Source organism: Actinoallomurus rhizosphaericola (genome assembly GCF_024055675.1).
In the GTDB taxonomy this organism is placed as follows: Bacteria; Actinomycetota; Actinomycetes; order Streptosporangiales; family Streptosporangiaceae; genus Actinoallomurus; species Actinoallomurus soli.
The window spans coordinates 600,681-616,927 of the sequence record NZ_JAMXMW010000001.1 but is presented as its reverse complement, the minus strand read 5'-3'; the positions used below and the strand labels follow the sequence as shown (position 1 = coordinate 616,927).

The 16,247-nt window shown below is 73.4% G+C and carries 15 protein-coding genes; 10 read left to right on the top strand and 5 right to left on the bottom strand.

Translation table 11 applies throughout. The features are described from left to right. Positions 1–271: 271 nt before the first annotated feature. From NE234_RS02935 to NE234_RS02905, 7 genes are all read left to right on the top strand, one after another. Positions 272–1,600: a threonine/serine exporter family protein gene (locus NE234_RS02935; RefSeq protein WP_252776663.1), complete on the top strand. Its 1,329-nt coding sequence runs from the start codon at positions 272–274 to the stop codon at positions 1,598–1,600. A 273-nt stretch (positions 1,601–1,873) separates the two neighbouring features. Next, positions 1,874–2,878 carry an acyl-CoA dehydrogenase family protein gene (locus tag NE234_RS02930; RefSeq protein ID WP_252776662.1) on the top strand — a complete coding sequence of 335 codons (1,005 nt, stop codon included), beginning with the start codon at positions 1,874–1,876 and terminating at the stop codon, positions 2,876–2,878. 152 nt (positions 2,879–3,030) lie between these two features. After that, positions 3,031–3,810, top strand: coding sequence for a TetR/AcrR family transcriptional regulator (locus NE234_RS02925; protein WP_252776659.1), 780 nt, complete (start codon positions 3,031–3,033; stop codon positions 3,808–3,810). A 98-nt stretch (positions 3,811–3,908) separates the two neighbouring features. Next, positions 3,909–5,051: a lysylphosphatidylglycerol synthase transmembrane domain-containing protein gene (locus tag NE234_RS02920; protein WP_252776657.1), complete on the top strand. Its 1,143-nt coding sequence runs from the start codon at positions 3,909–3,911 to the stop codon at positions 5,049–5,051. A gap of 154 nt (positions 5,052–5,205) precedes the next feature. Then, the gene (locus NE234_RS02915) at positions 5,206–6,273 is read left to right on the top strand and encodes an LLM class flavin-dependent oxidoreductase (protein ID WP_252776655.1); all 1,068 of its coding nucleotides are present in this window, start codon (positions 5,206–5,208) and stop codon (positions 6,271–6,273) included. Then, a complete protein-coding gene (locus NE234_RS02910; protein WP_252776652.1) occupies positions 6,270–7,358 on the top strand; it encodes a phenylacetate--CoA ligase family protein in 1,089 nt (362 codons plus the stop codon). The genes NE234_RS02915 and NE234_RS02910 overlap by 4 nt, the downstream gene beginning before the upstream one ends. Before the next feature lie 41 nt (positions 7,359–7,399). Next, positions 7,400–8,986: an AMP-binding protein gene (locus NE234_RS02905; protein ID WP_252776649.1), complete on the top strand. Its 1,587-nt coding sequence runs from the start codon at positions 7,400–7,402 to the stop codon at positions 8,984–8,986. A 4-nt stretch (positions 8,987–8,990) separates the two neighbouring features. Here NE234_RS02905 and NE234_RS02900 read toward each other — a convergent pair whose 3' ends face one another. The 3 genes from NE234_RS02900 to NE234_RS02890 all read right to left on the bottom strand — a co-directional run bounded on the left by NE234_RS02900 (position 8,991) and on the right by NE234_RS02890 (position 11,648). After that, the gene (locus NE234_RS02900) at positions 8,991–9,908 is read right to left on the bottom strand and encodes a DMT family protein (protein ID WP_252776647.1); all 918 of its coding nucleotides are present in this window, start codon (positions 9,906–9,908) and stop codon (positions 8,991–8,993) included. 172 nt (positions 9,909–10,080) lie between these two features. Next, positions 10,081–10,494 carry a Zn-ribbon domain-containing OB-fold protein gene (locus NE234_RS02895; protein ID WP_252776645.1) on the bottom strand — a complete coding sequence of 138 codons (414 nt, stop codon included), beginning with the start codon at positions 10,492–10,494 and terminating at the stop codon, positions 10,081–10,083. Continuing rightward, the gene (locus tag NE234_RS02890; RefSeq protein WP_252776643.1) at positions 10,491–11,648 is read right to left on the bottom strand and encodes a thiolase C-terminal domain-containing protein; all 1,158 of its coding nucleotides are present in this window, start codon (positions 11,646–11,648) and stop codon (positions 10,491–10,493) included. Before NE234_RS02890 ends, NE234_RS02895 begins: the two co-directional genes overlap by 4 nt. A 311-nt stretch (positions 11,649–11,959) precedes the next feature. On the opposite strand from NE234_RS02890, the gene NE234_RS02885 reads away from it, so the two are divergent. Both NE234_RS02885 and NE234_RS02880 read left to right on the top strand, forming a co-directional pair. After that, entirely contained in the window at positions 11,960–12,574 is a 615-nt protein-coding gene (locus tag NE234_RS02885; protein WP_406566925.1) for a flavin reductase family protein, read from the top strand. Then, a complete protein-coding gene (locus NE234_RS02880) occupies positions 12,574–13,725 on the top strand; it encodes an acyl-CoA dehydrogenase family protein (RefSeq protein WP_252776641.1) in 1,152 nt (383 codons plus the stop codon). Before NE234_RS02885 ends, NE234_RS02880 begins: the two co-directional genes overlap by 1 nt. 46 nt (positions 13,726–13,771) lie before the next feature. On the opposite strand, the gene NE234_RS02875 is transcribed toward NE234_RS02880, so the two are convergent. Continuing rightward, positions 13,772–14,071: a hypothetical protein gene (locus NE234_RS02875; RefSeq protein ID WP_252776638.1), complete on the bottom strand. Its 300-nt coding sequence runs from the start codon at positions 14,069–14,071 to the stop codon at positions 13,772–13,774. A 269-nt stretch (positions 14,072–14,340) separates the two neighbouring features. On the opposite strand from NE234_RS02875, the gene NE234_RS02870 reads away from it, so the two are divergent. Then, positions 14,341–15,510 carry a hypothetical protein gene (locus tag NE234_RS02870; RefSeq protein WP_252776636.1) on the top strand — a complete coding sequence of 390 codons (1,170 nt, stop codon included), beginning with the start codon at positions 14,341–14,343 and terminating at the stop codon, positions 15,508–15,510. A 78-nt stretch (positions 15,511–15,588) separates the two neighbouring features. On the opposite strand, the gene NE234_RS02865 is transcribed toward NE234_RS02870, so the two are convergent. Beyond that, the gene (locus tag NE234_RS02865; protein WP_252776634.1) at positions 15,589–16,092 is read right to left on the bottom strand and encodes a hypothetical protein; all 504 of its coding nucleotides are present in this window, start codon (positions 16,090–16,092) and stop codon (positions 15,589–15,591) included. Between the last annotated feature and the right edge of the window lie 155 nt (positions 16,093–16,247).

The window sequence follows — 16,247 nt, the reverse complement described above, 5'->3', positions numbered from 1 at the left end:
CGGCCGCCGCGCCGGGCCGCAGGGCTGCCGCCAGGCCGGGCCCCCACAACGAGGGCCGGACTGTCGCCGAGCCGCCACGCCGGTCCGCAAGGCCGGGCTGCCGCGGCGGGCTGGACGGTCTCCGCCGGCGGGAGGGGGCCGACCGCCCGTTCGGCGCGTGCGGACCCTTCCGCGCGTGCGGATAACCTGCTCCGGACAATCGGTAATGGGGATTATGGGCTGACACATGGGCGTTTCGGGCAATCGACTGCGAGAGACGTGGCGGACGCTGATGGGCGAGATTCCCGTCGAACCGCTCGAAGAGGAGCCCGGCGACTCCGTCTCCCCCCGCGCCATCGACCTCGTCCTGCGCGTCGGCGAACTGCTGCTGGCCAGCGGTGAGGCCACCGAGCGCGTGAACGAGTCGATGCTGAGCCTCGCGGTCGCGTACGAACTGCCACGCCCGGACGTCGCGGTGACGTTCACCGTGATCACGGTGAACGTCCACCCCGGCCACGGAGCGATGCCGGTGACCGGCGGGCGCGCGATCCGGCGCCGCTTCCCCGCCTACTGGCGGCTGGTCGCCCTGCACGCGCTGATCCAGGAGGCGTCCCTGGGCATGCTCGACGTGGAGGAGGCGCACCGCCGGCTCGCGGAGATCAAGCGGATGCCGCCGCCGTACCCGCCGTGGCTGATGATCGTGGGTCTGGGGCTGATCGCCGCGTCCGCCAACGTCATGGTCGGCGGCGGGCCGCTCGGGGCGGGCACGGCCTTCGTGGCGACGATCCTCGGCGACCGTGTGGCCGCAGCCCTGGCGCGTCGCGGCATCGCGGAGTTCTTCCAGTTCACGGTGGCCGCCGGCATCGGCGCGGCGAGCGCGTCGCTGGTGATCGCGGTCGGCGCCCCGGCCCACGCCTCGGCGATCGTGACCGGCGCCGTCCTGGCGCTGCTGCCGGGGCGGCCGCTCGTCGCCAGCATCCAGGACGGCATCACCGGCGACCTCATCAGCGCGGGCGCCCGGCTGCTCGAGGTCTTCTTCATCGTCGCGGCGATCGTCTCGGGTCTCGGCGTGGTCGTGTACGCCGCCGTGCGCCTGGGGGTCCCGGTCGACGTGGGCGACCTGCCCGCCGCGCCCGCGTCCCTGCTGCCGGTCACGGTCATCGCCGCGGCGGCCGTGTCGCTGACGTTCGCGCTGTCCCTCGCCGTACCGCGCCGCGCGCTCGCCGCCGCCGCGCTGGGCGGCGCGCTGATCTGGGTGGTGTACGTCCTCGCGCGCGGCGCCGGCGTGACGCCGGTGCTCGCCTCGGCGATCGGCGCGGTGATCGTGGGACTCCTCGGGAACCTCCTGGCCCGCCGCCGGCACGAACCCGCGCTCCCGTACATCGTGCCCGCGATCGCGCCGCTGCTGCCGGGCACGGCGCTGTACCGCGGGATGATCGAGCTGAACCTCGGGCTGCCCCAGGACGGCGTGCTGAGCCTGATCGGCGGGATCTCCGTGGCGCTGGCCCTGGGGGCGGGCGTCAACCTGGGCGGGGAGTTCGTGCGCGCGTTCCAGCGCGTGGGACTGGGCGTCTCCGGTCGCGGCGCCCGCCCGGCCGCCCGCCGCACCCGCGGCTACTGACCGGCACCGGCCTGGATCGGCGCCCCGCCGTTCACCCGGCCACATCGACGTCCCAGGCGCCCTCCGGCCGGGTCACCCGGCCACATCGGCGTCGGCGTTGCCCTGGCAGGACCGGCGAACCGGTCACCACCCGGCAAGGACGACGGCGGCGTGACCACCCTGGCGGTGAAGACGCCGCAGGCGCCAGGGAAGAGGGGTGGTTCCCGCGACGGCGGAGTGGCGCGAGCGGGATCACCGACGATTCCCGAGCAAGCGTTTGGTTATCATCGCTTCGTGAGCGATGAACTCGATGACCTGCGGGCGGTCGTCCGCGCCTTCCTCGGCGAGGCCTGCCCGCCCCCTGCCGTACGGCGGCTCATGACCGACCCGGCCGCGCACGACGCGGCGCTGTGGCGACGGCTCTCGGGGGAGCTCGGGCTCACTGGCCTGGCGGTCCCCGAGGAGCACGGCGGAGCAGGCCGCGGGCTCGCCGAGCTCGCCGTCGTCTGCGAGGAGCTGGGCCGGGCGCTGACCCCCGCCCCCTACCTCGCCACCGCGGTGCTCGCCGCGTACGCCGTGCGGGACGGCCGCCTGCTCGCCGGAATCGCCGACGGCTCCCTGATCGCGGCCGTCGTCCTGGACGGGGATCTGACGGCGGAGGGAGACCACCTGACCGGCACCGCCCCGTACGTCCTCGACGGGCACCTCGCCGATGTCATCGTCTGCGCGGTGGCCGGCCGGACCTACGCGGTGCGAAACGCCGATGTCACGCGGGCTCCGCACGTCACGCTCGACCAGACGCGGCGGCTGGCGCGCCTGCGGTTCGACGGCACCCCGGCCGAGCGGATCGACGGCGACCTGAGCCGGGTGCGCGACCTCGCACTGACCGCGCTCGCCGCCGAGCAGGTCGGCGGCGCCCAGCGCTGCCTGGAGACGGCCGTCGAGCACGCGCGGACCCGGGTCCAGTTCGGCCGGCCGATCGGCGCCTTCCAGGCGATCAAGCACAAGCTCGCGGACATGCTCCTGCGGGTCGAGTCGGCCCGGTCCGCCGCGTACGAGGCGGCGCGGGTCGCCGACCGGGAGCCGGAGCGCCTTCCGGTGTACGCCGCGCTCGCCGGGTCGTACTGTGCCGAGGCGTACCTGCACGCGGCGGGCGAGACGATCCAGATCCTGGGCGGCATCGGCGTCACCTGGGAGCACGACGCCCACCTGCACCTCAAGCGGGCGACCGCGTCCGCCCGGCTCTTCGGCCCGCCCGAGGCGCACCGCGCCCGGCTCGCCGCCGCGCTGGCGCTGTGACCACCTGCCGACCCTCCGGTAGACGATCACCAGCACGAGGCAGAGGACGACCAGGGCGACGATGACGATCGCGCCTTTGATCAGGTAGTCCATCGCGAGCTCGTGGAGGACCCGGTCTCCGACTCCCTCCGCGACGGCCCGGGTGCCCCCGGATGACAGGATCGGCACGCCCCGGCTCACCGGTCCTTCCCGTCCCGCGCCGGACGGTCTTCGAGGTATCCCAGGAGGGCGCGGGCCGCCGCGCGGCGGGCGCCGCCACCCGCGCTCCGCCGGCCCGGAGGCGGCCCGGCCTGACGGCCGTCATGCCGAAGAAGGTCGATCCAGAGGCTCGCCGCCACGAGGTGGCCGAGGCCGTGTTCCGCGTCACCCGCCGGGACGGGCTGGAGCACGCGTCCCTGCGCAACGTCGCCGCCGAGGCCGGCCTGGCCGTCGGCTCGGTACGGCACTACTCCGAGGGCCAGACCGACATCATGATCTTCGCGATGCGGCACTTCGTGGATCGCGTCGGCGCGCGCCTGCTGGAGCATGTGCGCGACAGACCCGGCCCCGACGCCTCCGCCGACCGGCATGTCGCCGCCTTCGAGGCGGCGCTCGCCGAGCTGCTGCCCCTCGACGCGGAGCGGCGCGAGGAGACCGAGGTATGGCTGGCCTTCACCGTGAGCGCCCGCACCCGCGAGGAACTGCGGCCGTACGCCGAGCGGCTGTACGACCAGACCCGCGAGCTCGTCCACAAGGTGCTCGCGGCGGCGGAGCGGACCGGCGTCCTGCGGAACGGCATCGACGTGGACACCGAGACCGAACGCCTGTACGCGCTGGTCGACGGGCTCGCGCTGCACTCCGTCCTGCAGCCCGGGCGTCTCGACGCGGAGAGTCTGCGGGCCGCGCTGCGCCGGCACCTCGACGAGATCATGCCGCGGGCCGCCCGCCGGTGACCTGAGACACTTCCGCTCCCCCGCGGAGCCCACGTCGGGGAATGCCGGCCCGCGCGCGGCTCGTTGGCTCCATAGATCCCCCCGTGAGGTGCCCCCCTGTGAGCGATATCCCCCCGAGGCCCGGCGACCCCTCGCCCGGGCCGCGCCCGCCGGCGCGCCGTCGATGGCTGCGCCGGGCCGGGCGCGCGGCGATGCTCGGGGCGATCGGCGTCTCGGTGTGGGCGTTCCGCGATCAGCTGCCCGACGCCGGCGCGCTGTGGGACGTGGCGACGGACGCGGCGCCCGGATGGCTGGTCGTCATGGTCCTCACGCAGCTGGCGTCGATGTCGATGTTCACGCGGGTGCAGCGGTGGCTGCTGCGGGCGGGCGGGGTCCGGCTGCCGCTGTCCCGGGCGCTGCAGATCACCTATGCGGGCAACGCGCTGTCGACCACCCTCCCGGTCGGCCCGGCGGTCAGCGTGGCGTTCACGTTCCGCCGGTTCCGCCGTGCCGGGGCGACGCCGCGGCTGGCGACGGCCGTGATCGTCGTGGGCGGCGTGGTGATGAACCTCGGGTACGCCGTCGTGGGCCTGACCGCCCTGGTGGCCGAGCCGCACTCCCGGTCCACGGCGATCACCGGCCTGGCGGCCCTGGCGGGCGGCCTGTGCGCGGTCGCCCTGCTGTGGAGATGGCGGCGGGACGCGATGAACCGCCTGGCGCTGCGCGTGTTCGGCCCGCTGCTGCGGCACCGGCTCGCGGCCCCGCTCACCGAGATGTGGCAGGGCCGGGGCGCGCTGCGCCTGAGCGCGCCCGACTGGGGCGTCCTCGGCCTGATGGCCGTTCTGAACTGGTCCTTCGACATCCTCTCCCTGGCGGCCGCCGAGCGGGCGGTGGGCGTGCACACGCCGCTGTACGCCGTCGCGCTCGCCTACTACGCCGCCCAGGCCGCCGGCAGCGTCGTCCCCCTGCTGCCGGGCGGGCTCGGCGCGATCGAGGCGAGCCTGACCGCGTCGCTGGTCGCGTTCGGCGCGCAGGCCGTCCCGGCGGGGGCGGCCGTGGCGCTCTACCGGCTCGCGTCCTTCTGGGGCGTCATCGGCGCCGGCTGGCTCGCGTGGCTGGCGATCAGGCTCGGTGACGAGGACCCGCCGCGGACGCGCGCGTGGGGGGCGCTCGGCGACGTGGAGACGTCGCCGCCGGCCGCGCTGATGCCGGTCGGCGCGGCGGCCCCCGCCCCGGCGCCCGATTCCGCCGAGTCCGCCTGATCCGTACCGCCGGGCCTCCGGCCGAGCGCCCCCGGACCGGGGCTTCCGGTCCTGGGAGCCCGTCCCTTCGGCCGCACACGCCTTGTTGCCGTGCGATCTCGCTGCTACGCTTCCCAAGCGAGCGCTTGGTCATTCGGAGCACACCGCCGGAGGCGTGATGTCCCTACGGGTCAGCGTGGGTTACGAGCTCGAGGTGCGGGGGCGCACCCGCGAGGTCGAGCGGCGGGCCTTCACGAACGTGATCGACCAGGTCGTCCTGGCCGACCGCCTCGGCTACGACACGGCGTGGTTCGTGGAGCACCACTTCACGCGCGGGTTCTCGCACTCCTCCGCGCCCGACCTCGTCCTGGCGGCCTGCTCACAGCGGACCGAGCGGATCCACCTGGGTCTGGGCGTCGTCCTGCTGCCGTTCCAGCACCCCGTGCGCACCGCCGAGCGGGTCGCCACCCTCGACGTCCTCAGCGGCGGGCGGGTGGAGTTCGGCACCGGACGCGGGGCGTCCCCGCTGGAGTACCAGGCCTTCCAGCGGCCCTTCGAGCAGTCCCGGCGGATCTGGGAGGACACCCTGGAGGCGGTGCTGGCCATCTGGACCGCCGACGGCGAGCCGGTGACCAGGTCGAACGAGTTCTTCGAGGTGCCGGACGTCGCGGTCTACCCGCGCCCGGCGCAGGAGCCCCACCCGCCGGTCTGGGTCGCCTCGACCTCCCTGGACGGCTACCTCGCCGCGGCCCGCAAGGGCTACAACCTGCTCGGCATGACGATGCTCAAGGGCCTCGACGACGTCGCCGAGGACATCGCCGAGTACAAGAGGTGCCTGGCGAGCAGCGGATTCGACCCGGAGACCCGGCGCATCGCGCTGATGATCCCCTGGCACGTCGCGCCGTCGAAGGACGAGGCCGTCTCGACGGCCGCCGACGCCATCCTCTGGTACATCCGGCGCCAGGTGAACCTCGTCACTCCCCCCGACTACTACGACGCCCGGCACGCCACCCACCGGGTGCTCGGCCAGCTCGCCGCCGGCCTGCCGCCCGAGGAGGCCATGGAGACCCTCCGCGAGCACCACATGGTGGTCGTGGACGACGTCGAGGGCTCCCGCAAGGCCGTCGAGCGCATCCAGGCCGCCGGAGCCACCGACCTGATCCTCCAGGCCCAGGTCGGCGGCCTGGCCGGCGAACACGTGACCGCGTCGATGCGGCTGTTCATGGAGGAGGTGATGGGGTGACCCGGGACATGAACTGGACCGCCCGCGACGCCCTCCCGGCCGCCCGTGACGCGACGGGCTTGCTGCTGATCTCCCCCGAGGCCGACGTGGTCCTGCCGCTGACCGCCGGGGACCGCGCGGCGGCCCTGGACCTCGCGACGACGACGCTCCGCGCCGCCGGTGTCGGCCCGGCCGACCGGGTGGTGGTCGCGCTGAACAACGACGGCGAGGCGACCGGCGCCCTGATCGCCCAGGCGTGCGCCGAGGTCGCCCGGGCCGCCGCCGCGCCCGGGCCGCGCGGTCGTCTCCGCCTGCACCACGCACTGGAGGCGGTACGGGCGACCACGCTGATCGCGACGCCCACGGGCGCGATGGACCTGCTCGCCCGGCTGCACCTGGAGTTCCTCCTCGACCCGCTCGACCTCGGCCTGCGCCGGATCCTGCTCGCCGGGGAGATCCCGTCGCCGGGCACGTACACGCAGCTGGCGTCCGAGTTCGAGGCCGAGGTCGGCGAGCTGTACGTCGACCCGTTCTTCGGCCTGCCGACGGCGCACCGCTCCGCGCGCGACGCCGTGTACACGCCGGCCCGCGACGGGCTGCTGGGCGTGGCGCCGGTCGGCAAGGACGTGCTGCTCGAACCGCCGTACGAGGCCGGAACGGCGGAGATCGTGGTCACGCCCGCCTGGCACTCGACGCTGGGCGGCGCGACGCTGCGCACCGGGCAGGTCGTGCGCCTGACCGGGGACGCGGGGATCCCCGCGCCGGACCACACCGTGGGCGAGCACCTCCTCGTGCGGGGGCGGTGGCTCTCCATCCCGCGGGTGGCCGCGGCCCTGGCCCGGATCGACGGCATCGCCCGCTGGGACCTGCGGGTCTCCCGCGCGGGCACGCTCGACGCCGCCGCGCTGCACATCACGTTCAACCGCGCGACGCTCGTGAAGAACCCGATGTGGCGGTCGCGCATCCACCAGGCCCTCGTCGCGATCACGCCGGTCGCCATCGAGGTCGTCGTCGAGGAGAACGTCGCGGAGGAGTCCCGCCCGGGAACGGTGACCGATCTGCGCGGACACCACCTGGGCCGGGACAGGGCGGCCGTCACGGCGTGACGACAGGCCGTTCCCCACCCCACAGGAGCGGAGCGTGTGTCATGGAACCGGTGCCGGACTGGGGAACGATCCCGCGGATGCTGCGCGACCAGGCGGCACGCCATCCCGGCGACGTCGTGGTCGTGGACGGCGGCACGACGCTGACGCTGCGGACGCTCCGGGAAGAGGCCGCGCGGGTGGCCCGCGGGCTGATCGCCCTCGGCGTCGAGCCGGGCGACCGCGTCGCCGTGTGGGCGCCGAACTCCGCCGCCTGGGCGGTCATCGCGTACGGCGTCTGGGACGCCGGGGCGATCGTCACGCCGCTGTCGACCCGGTTCCGCGGGATCGAGGCCGCCGCCCTGCTGCGCCGGACCGGCGCGCGGGTCCTGTTCGTCGACGAGGGGTTCCTCGGGTTCTCCTACGTCGGCGCGCTGGAGGAGATCTGCGGCGGGCCGGTCGGCGGGCGGCCGTACGGCGACCTGCCGGAGCTGCGGCACGTCGTCACGCTCCCCGGGACCGGCGCGCCCCCGCCCGTGCTCGCGTACGAGGACCTGCTCGCGGGCGGTGAGCGCGTCACGGGCGCCGAGGACCGCGCGCTGGCGGTCGGCCCGGACGACCTCGGCGAGATCATGGCCACGTCCGGCACGACCGGCAGGCCGAAGGGCGTCATGCTGCATCACGCGCAGCTGCTGCGCGGCTACTGGGACTGGGCGTCGATCGTCACGCTGCGCGCGGGCGACCGCTACCCGATCATCGCGCCGTTCTCCCACGGGTTCGGGATCAACGCCGGGCTCCTGGCCTGCGTGCTGAAGCGGGCGACGATGATGCCGATCTCGGTGTTCGCGCCGGACGCGCTGCTGGACCTCATCGAACGGGAGCGGGTCAGCGTGCTGGCGGGGCCTCCGACGCTGTTCCACCGCATCCTGGAGGAGGTCGACGGCCGCGACGTGTCCTCGCTGCGGGTCGCGATCTGCGGGGCGGCGGCGGTGCCGCCGGAGCTGATCCGGCGGCTGATCGAACGGGTCGGACTGGACCGGATGATCAACGCGTACGGGCTGATGGAGGGCACCGTCGTCTCGATGACCCGCGCCGAGGACCCGGTCGAGGTGATCGCCGCCACCACGGGGCGTCCGGTGCCGGGCGTGACGGTCCGGGTCGTGGACGACGACGGGAAGGACCTGCCGGCCGGCGAGCGCGGCGAGATCCTCGTCGGCGGGTACGGCGTGATGCGCGGGTACTGGGACGACCCCGTGCGCACGGCCGAGGCCGTGGACGCCGACGGGTGGCTGCACACCGGAGACGTCGGCGCGCTCGACGCGCGGGGCGACCTGGCGATCGTCGACCGGAAGAAGGACATGTTCATCGTCGGGGGGTTCAACGCGTACCCGGCGGAGATCGAGGCGCTGCTCCTGCACCACCCGGCGGTCGCCCAGGCCGCGGTCGTGGCGGTGCCCGACGAGACGCTGGGCGAGGTCGGGTGGGCGTTCGTGGTCCCCTCGGCGCCCGTGGAACCTGCCGAGATCGTCGCCTGGGCGCGCGAGCACATGGCGAACTACAAGGTCCCCCGGCGCGTCACGCTCGTCGACACCCTGCCCGCGAACGCCAACGGCAAGGTCGACAAGCGGGCGCTGCGCGCCCGGACCCGCTGAGGTCTCAGCCCGCCTGGTCGGAGGTCACGAGGGCCGGGGCGCCGAGCACCTCGACGGGCTCCTCATCGTGCCGGGGCATCAGCACGACGACGACGATCGAGGCCGCGAACCCGGCCGACCGCAGCACGAGGCGTACGGGATCCTCCGGCAGGGGCTCGCCGAAGACCGCCGTGCCGGCCATGACGGTGTACACGCTGCCGACGACGCTGGAGACGGGCACCACGATCGAGGCGCGGCCCCGCTGCAGGCCGGTCTGGAACAGCACCAGACCCGCGCCCGACATCAGGACGTACAGGTACGGATAGGGCGAGGCGAGCGTGCGGCCGACGATCCCGCCCGCGTGGTCGGCGAGGAAACCGGCGACACCCTTGGTCTGCAGCGCGCCGGCGCCGTACAGCAGGCCGGCTGCGGCGCCGTACAACACCCCGGGCACCGGCCGGCCGGTGCGCCGTCCCGAGCGCATCGCGGCGAGGAACGCGCCCATGGCGACGACGACCGTACCGGCCGAGACGGCGAGCAGCACGCCCGTGTCCGCGCGCAGGCCCAGGCGGGTGGGCTCCATCGACAGGCAGACCAGCAGCAGCGACAGCGCGAGCACGCCGAGCCCGGTCCACTCGCGGGGCGTGGTGCGCTCGCCGAGGAACACCGCGGAGAACACCACCAGGAGCGCGAGGCCGGCGAGCTGGATCGGCTGCCCCACGCTGAGCGGGACCAGCGACATCACACCGAGCTGGCAGAGCAGCCCCATTCCCATGACGAGGAAGCCGGTCACCCAGGCCCGGCTGCCGCACAGGACACGGACGAGGTGGCCCACCCGGTGCGCGCTGATCGGAGGCAGGTCGCGCAACGCCCGCTTCTCCAGGACGAAGCCGGCGTTGTACAGGACCGTCGCGATCAACGCGAGGATGATGCCGAAGAACAAGCAGCCTCCTGGGCTACGGGGAAGCGGGGCGATATGAAGCGCATCGCGGTCGGCTGACGCCTGCGAGCTGGGAGGCGTGCGGTGGCACAGGCCGTTGACGAAAATACCGGATCAGCCTCAATGCGACACACTGACCCGGCGAAAAGCCTCGCGTCGGCGTGGCGAATACGCCTCAGCGGGGCCGCCAGCGTACGAGCGTCAGATCGTCGTCGATGTCCGTGAAGACCGCCCGGACCGGCATGTCCGGCGTCACGTCGGCCGGGTCCGCGCCCGCCAGGTCGCCGTACATGAACAGGTCGTCGGCCTCGTCGAGCCGCACGTGCAGCACGGCGTACGGCACCTCGTCCGCGAAGGCGCGCATGAAGACCTGGTGGTTCACGATCCAGCTCGCGACGCGGCCCGTCCCCCGGACCGGCGCCCAATCGCTCCGCCGGGACCGGCAGCGGCCGCAGATCGCCCGGGGCGGGAAGCGGAGCGTCCCGCAGTCGCCGCACTCCTGGACGAGCAGCTCGTGCCGGCGTACCGCCTCCCACCACGGCGCGGAGTCGCGATCGACCTGCGGCCTCGGCCGCTCGCCCAGGCTCATCGATCGGCCCGCAGGATCAGCGCCGAGGTGCCGGCGAGGACGTAACCGGGCTGGGCCGTGGACAGCGCCACCTCGGCGCCGCTCACCTGGCGGTCGCCGGCGGTGCCGCGCAACTGCGCGACGGCCTCGGCGACGTGGTTGATGCCGTGCACGTACCCCTCCGAGAGGAAGCCGCCATGGGTGTTGACCGGCAGCGCCCCGTCCGGCCCGATCGCGCCGGAGGCGGCGTACGGGCCGCCCTCCCCCTTGGCGCAGAACCCGTAGTCCTCCAGCTGGACGAGGACCGAGTAGGTGAAGCAGTCGTACAGCTCGGCGACGTCGATGTCCTCCGGGCCGGCGCCCGCCATGGCGTACAGCCGGGGCGCGATCCGCGCCGCCTCCGAGACGGTGAAGTCGCCGCCCTGACCGGAGAGGAAGCTGTCGCCGCCGCCCCAGACGGCGCCGGAGATCAGGACCGGCGGGGCGGCGAGGTCACGGGCGCGCTCGGCGGAGGTGACGACGACCGCGCAGGCGCCGTCCGTCTCCAGGCAACAGTCGAGCAGGCGGAGAGGCTCGGCGATCCACCGCGAGGCCAGGTAGTCCTCGATCGTGATCGGGTCGCGCTTGAGGGCCCGCGGGTTCTTCGCGGCGTTGGCGCGCTGACCGACCGCGATGGAGCCGAGCTGCTCGTGTGTCGTCCCGTACTTGATCATGTGCGCCCGCGTGAACATGGCGAACTGCTGCGGCGGCGCAAAGTAGCCGTACGGCGCCTGGTACTGCGCGTCGAACACCGGTGCGACGCCGCGCCCGGTGCCGCCCATGCGGAACTCCGAGCGCGCGTTGATCGCGCGGTAGCAGACGACCGTGCGGGCGACGCCCGTGGCCACCGCCATGGCCGCCTGCCCGATCACCGCGTGCGAGACGCTGCCCCCGCCGAACTGGTCGAGGTACCAGCTCACCTCGGGGATGCCGAGCGCGGGGGCCACCACCCAGGGCGGCGTCGAGTCGCCGACGCGGTGGGTGGCCAGCGCGTCGACGTCGTCGACGTTCAGCCCGGCGTCGTCGAGCGCCGCGAGGATCGCGTCGATGGCGAGGGTGAGCGTGGAGACGCCGGAGTCCTTGCTGAACGGCGTGTACCCGACCCCGGCGATCGCCGCCCGATCCCGCAACCCCATGCGCCGCCTTCCATACCCACCAAGCGCTCGGTCAAGTCTCTTGGACGGTAGAGGCCACCCGGCCGGGATGTCAATGATCAGGGGATGAATCCGCAGGTCACCGACCGATCCAGGGGCAACGCCCGGTTCGGCCCTCCGGAGGCGAGGACCTAGGACTTTGGGCGGATTTCAGGGTCCGCCCGGAATGTGGGGGTTGTGGCGGCGCTTTACTGATTGACGTGGAGCAGGGGCGGTGGCGGGTCAACTTGACACTCCGCGAGGCCGCCGCCTATCGTCCAAGCAAGCGCTTGGCTAAGAGAAAGGATCCGGTCATGCCCGACGGCGCGACCGCCGCCACGCCGATCCCCCGGGGTCCGGCCGCACGATCCTCCGGCCAGAACACGCCACGGCGCGCGCCCGCCCCGGCCAACGGAGCAGCCCGTCCGGCAACGACCGAGCAGGTCGCCGACATCGACAAGATGCGCTTTCGCACCATCCTCGGCCGGTTCGCCACCGGTGTGGTCGCCATCACCGCCATCGACCCCGAGACCGGCCTGCCCACCGGCCTGGCCGCCAACTCGTTCACCTCCGTGTCGCTGGACCCGCCGCTCGTCTCCTTCTGCGTCGCCCACACCAGCTCCACCTGGCCCCGGCTCCGGGACGCCGACCGGCACTGTGTCAACATCCTCTCCGCGCCGCAGCGCGAGGTCTGCCTGCAGCTGGCCACGAAGGGCGTGGACAAGTTCGCCGGCCTGGAGTGGACCGAATCGCCCGGCGGCAGCCCCGTCATCCACGGCGCGCTCGCCTGGCTGGAGTGCTCCGTCGAGGCGGAGTACGTCGCCGGCGACCACGTCATCGTCGTCGCCCAGGTGCACCATCTCGACAAGCACCACGACGGTGATCCGCTCGTCTTCTACAAGGGTGCCTACGGCCGCTTCGAGGGCTGATGGACACCGGCTTCCGCACCGAGGTCCGCAGCTGGCTCGAGGCGAACCTGACCGGCGAGTTCGCCGACGCCCGCGGGCTCGGCGGGCCCGGCCGCGAGCATGAGGGCTTCGACCTGCGCCGCGCCTGGGAACGACGGCTCGGCGAGGCGGGCTGGACCTGTCTCGGCTGGCCCGGGGCGTATGGCGGGCGCGACGCGACTCTGGAGCAGCAGGTCGTCTTCCACGAGGAGTACGCCCGCGCGAACGCCCCGCACCGCGTCGGCCACATCGGCGAGGGACTGATCGGCCCTACGATCATCGAGTTCGGCACCGAGGAGCAGCGCCGCCGGTTCCTGCCGCCGATCCGGTACGGCGACGCGTTGTGGTGCCAGGGCTACTCCGAACCCGAGGCCGGCTCCGACCTGGCCAACGTGCAGACCCGCGCGGAACTGCGCGGCGGCGAGTGGGTGATCACCGGCCAGAAGGTCTGGACCTCCCTCGCGCACCTGGCGGACTGGTGCTTCGTCCTCTGCCGTACGGAGCCGGGTTCGAAGCGCCACCACGGCCTGTCGTACCTGCTCGTGCCGATGCGCCGGCCGGGTGTGGAGGTACGCCCGATCGTCCAGCTCACCGGGACCAGCGAGTTCAACGAGGTCTTCTTCGACGGCGCCCGCACGGACGCGGCCAACATCCTCGGCGCTCCCGGCGACGGCTGGCGCATCGCCCTCGCCACGCTCGGGTACGAGCGCGGCGCCTCGACGCTCGGCCAGCAGATCGGCTTCCGCCGGGAGTTCGAGCAGGTCGTCGCGGCGGCCCGGCGCACCGGCGCGGCCCGGGACCCGGTGTTCCGCGACCGGCTCGTGCAGTCGTGGATCGAGCTGGAGATCATGCGGCTCAACGCGCTGCGCACCATGTCGTCCCTCGCGGCCGGCGAACCCGGCCCGGAGGTGTCGATCGCCAAGCTGTACTGGTCGGAGTGGCACCGGCGGCTCGGCGAGCTGGCCGTGACGGCCCTCGGCGACGAGGCCCTGATCGCGGAGGCCGGACCGTACGAGCTCTCGGACCTGCAGCGGCTCTATCTCTTCAGCCGCGCCGACACCATCTACGCCGGGTCCAGCGAGATCCAGCGGAACATCATCGCCGAGCGCACCCTCGGCCTGCCCCGAGCCTGAACGGCCGGCGCTGGAGGCCGTGGGTCGCCTCCAGCACCGTCACTCCTCAGTCGTGCTCGCCCGTTGTCGCGAGCACCCGCAGTACGCGTTCGACGGCATCGTCGAGATCATCGACGCGTGCGATCCGCTCGGCCCACGACCACCAGTACCACCAGCCGTCGTCGGAGTTCTCGGCGAGAATGTGCTCGGCGAGAACCGACACCTGTGGGTTCACCACATGCAGGCTCGGTGGTCCGACCCGTGGAACCGTCAGCCGTACGGCGAAGCCCCGCCCGCGGAGCTCGTCGCCGAGGCGTTCGAGATATTGGATGCGTGTCCGCGCTAAGGCGGCGGTCTCATTCGACACGCTGGGATCACCCCTCCTGGAACGGATCCGTCCCGACCGAGGGTCAGCATTCCCACGCGGCACGGCGGCGCGCAATGCGCAGCACCGAACACGCATGAACTTGCCGAACGTAAACCTGCAGGGGGTGAGGAAGGTCCGTTCCGGTGGCAGGTTTCCCATCCCGACCGGCATGCTCGCAGTAGAAACGTTTCGCCGGGATATTCCGCCGTGCCGCCAACTCCACGGGCCGCGCGCACGTCATAGACGGCGGTAGAGGAAGAGGGGCATACATGGAACTCGACGCGGGATCACGGTCACCGGCCAAGAAGGCCGGCTGGCACCGCCTGCACTACCCGGTGGCCGTATTCCTGATCGTCTTCGGCGCCACCCGGATCGCTTCGCTGCTCGACTGGTCCGGTCGCCACCGGGACGCCGCCCGGCTGCTCGGCGCCGGCGACGGCACGGTGACGGCCCTGCTGGGCGCGTCCGCCGCCGGTGAGCTGCTGCTCACCGTCGCGGCGATCCTGGCCGTGAGCCGCCGCCGCGACGTGTGGCTGCTGGTCGGCCTCGCCGGGTGGTCGGTGGAGTCCCTGGCGCTGGCCATCGTGGCCGGCGTCGCCGGTGACACGTCCCGGCTCGTCGAGCACGGGGCGTTCCTGCTGGTCTTCGCCGGGCTGCTGGCGGTGACCTACCGGTGGAGCGCGGCCACGCGCGCCTCCGCCGCTCCGGGCGACCCGGACGCGGCGCTCTCCTCCGCGCACCTCGCGCTCGCGCCCCTGACCCCGGCGCCGGCCTCCCCCGCGACCCCGGATGCGCCGCCGGCCCCTTCGGCCACCGTCGCGCCGGCGAAGGACCCTGCGTTCGCCTTCGCGCCGCCGCCGCACCCCTCGGCGACCCTCGCGTCACCGCCGGAACGCCCGGCCACCCCGGCACCGCCGCAGGACGCCCCGGCCACTCGCGTGTCGCCGCAGGATCCCCCGGCCGCCCGCCCGGCGGCGGACCCCTCCGCGACCCGGGCGGAGGTGGCCCCCGCGCCGAAGCCGGTCTCGAGGCCACCGAGCGGCGACGTCACCCGCCGGGACCTCAGGGTGCGCAGGCCAGGCGCCGACGGCGAGCACGCCGGCGAATCGGACGACGCCCGCCCCAAGGCGAAGGCCCCGGAGAGCGACGCCCGTCCGAAGACCCAAGTCCCGAAGGCGGAGGTTCCGGAGAGCGACGTCACGCGCCGGGACGGCACCCGGATTCCGAGCGACGTCACCCGGCGGGACCTCCGGATGGCCGAGAACGAGTCCGATGGCGAGACGTCCGCCGCCGAGAATCGGGGCACGGACGACAGCGGGCTGACGAGGAGCGACATGCCCCTCGACTCACGCGACACGCCCATGCGCCCGCGCGGCGCCGAGCCGTCGGACGACGCGGAGCCGAACGCCGACGAGACGATGTTCGACCGGAACGGCTGACGGCCGGAATGCGGATGTCGGCGGCCGGAGCGATGCGGATCATGTCCCTACCGGCCGCGCCATAGGCGGGAAGGCCGCCTACGGCGTCGCGAAGTACGCGCGTATCCGGTCGAACAGGTCATCGAGCGCGGGCTCGGCCGTGGAATAGGCGAATCTCGCGTATTGCGCGGATCCGTCCGCTGCCACATAGGCGTTAATGCCGTGCTCGGCCGCGACGTCCATCCATCCGGTGAACGTCGGCCGCAGATCGAGCGCCCTCTGGCGTTCGGCCGCGCCGAGGCGAATATGCGTCGGATACCGCCCGGCCTGCCGGTGCGCCCAGTCCCGGCCCGCGACGCCGATCCGCACGAGTCCGTACAGCGCCGAATACGGTGGGGCGGACTGCACCAGCGTGGCCATCCGCACCGCGAATGCCCGGTCCACCTGGGCCCAGTGTCGTCTCCCGACCCGCCCGGCCGGCCGTACCGCGGGCTGTCCCTTGGTCTCCGCCGTCAGCCGCTGGGCGACCTCGCCGGTCCCGGTCATTCGTTCGGCGCACCATTCTCCGAGCTCACCGAAGTACAAATGCGAGATGAACGACACATACGCGACTATAGCGACGGCTTACTGAAAGTCAGCTGTCATTGCTCCGATTCCTCCGCCCTCCGGAATACGGATCGCGCGGCGAAAGCCGTCGCAGGCCGGTGATCTGAGCCTTCCGATGCCGGACCACGCTCGCGATCACCGGGTGTTCGGCA

Excerpts from the sequence above, each read along its gene's own strand:
- NE234_RS02935 (WP_252776663.1), top strand. The coding sequence starts at position 272 with ATGGGCGAGATTCCCGTCGAACCGCTCGAAGAGGAGCCCGGCGACTCC.
- NE234_RS02890 (WP_252776643.1), bottom strand. The coding sequence starts at position 11,648 with ATGGGGTTGCGGGATCGGGCGGCGATCGCCGGGGTCGGGTACACGCCG.
- NE234_RS02895 (WP_252776645.1), bottom strand. The coding sequence starts at position 10,494 with ATGAGCCTGGGCGAGCGGCCGAGGCCGCAGGTCGATCGCGACTCCGCG.
- NE234_RS02905 (WP_252776649.1), top strand. The coding sequence starts at position 7,400 with ATGGAACCGGTGCCGGACTGGGGAACGATCCCGCGGATGCTGCGCGAC.
- NE234_RS02885 (WP_406566925.1), top strand. The coding sequence starts at position 11,960 with ATGCCCGACGGCGCGACCGCCGCCACGCCGATCCCCCGGGGTCCGGCC.
- NE234_RS02870 (WP_252776636.1), top strand. The coding sequence starts at position 14,341 with ATGGAACTCGACGCGGGATCACGGTCACCGGCCAAGAAGGCCGGCTGG.
- NE234_RS02880 (WP_252776641.1), top strand. The coding sequence starts at position 12,574 with ATGGACACCGGCTTCCGCACCGAGGTCCGCAGCTGGCTCGAGGCGAAC.
- NE234_RS02925 (WP_252776659.1), top strand. The coding sequence starts at position 3,031 with ATGACAGGATCGGCACGCCCCGGCTCACCGGTCCTTCCCGTCCCGCGC.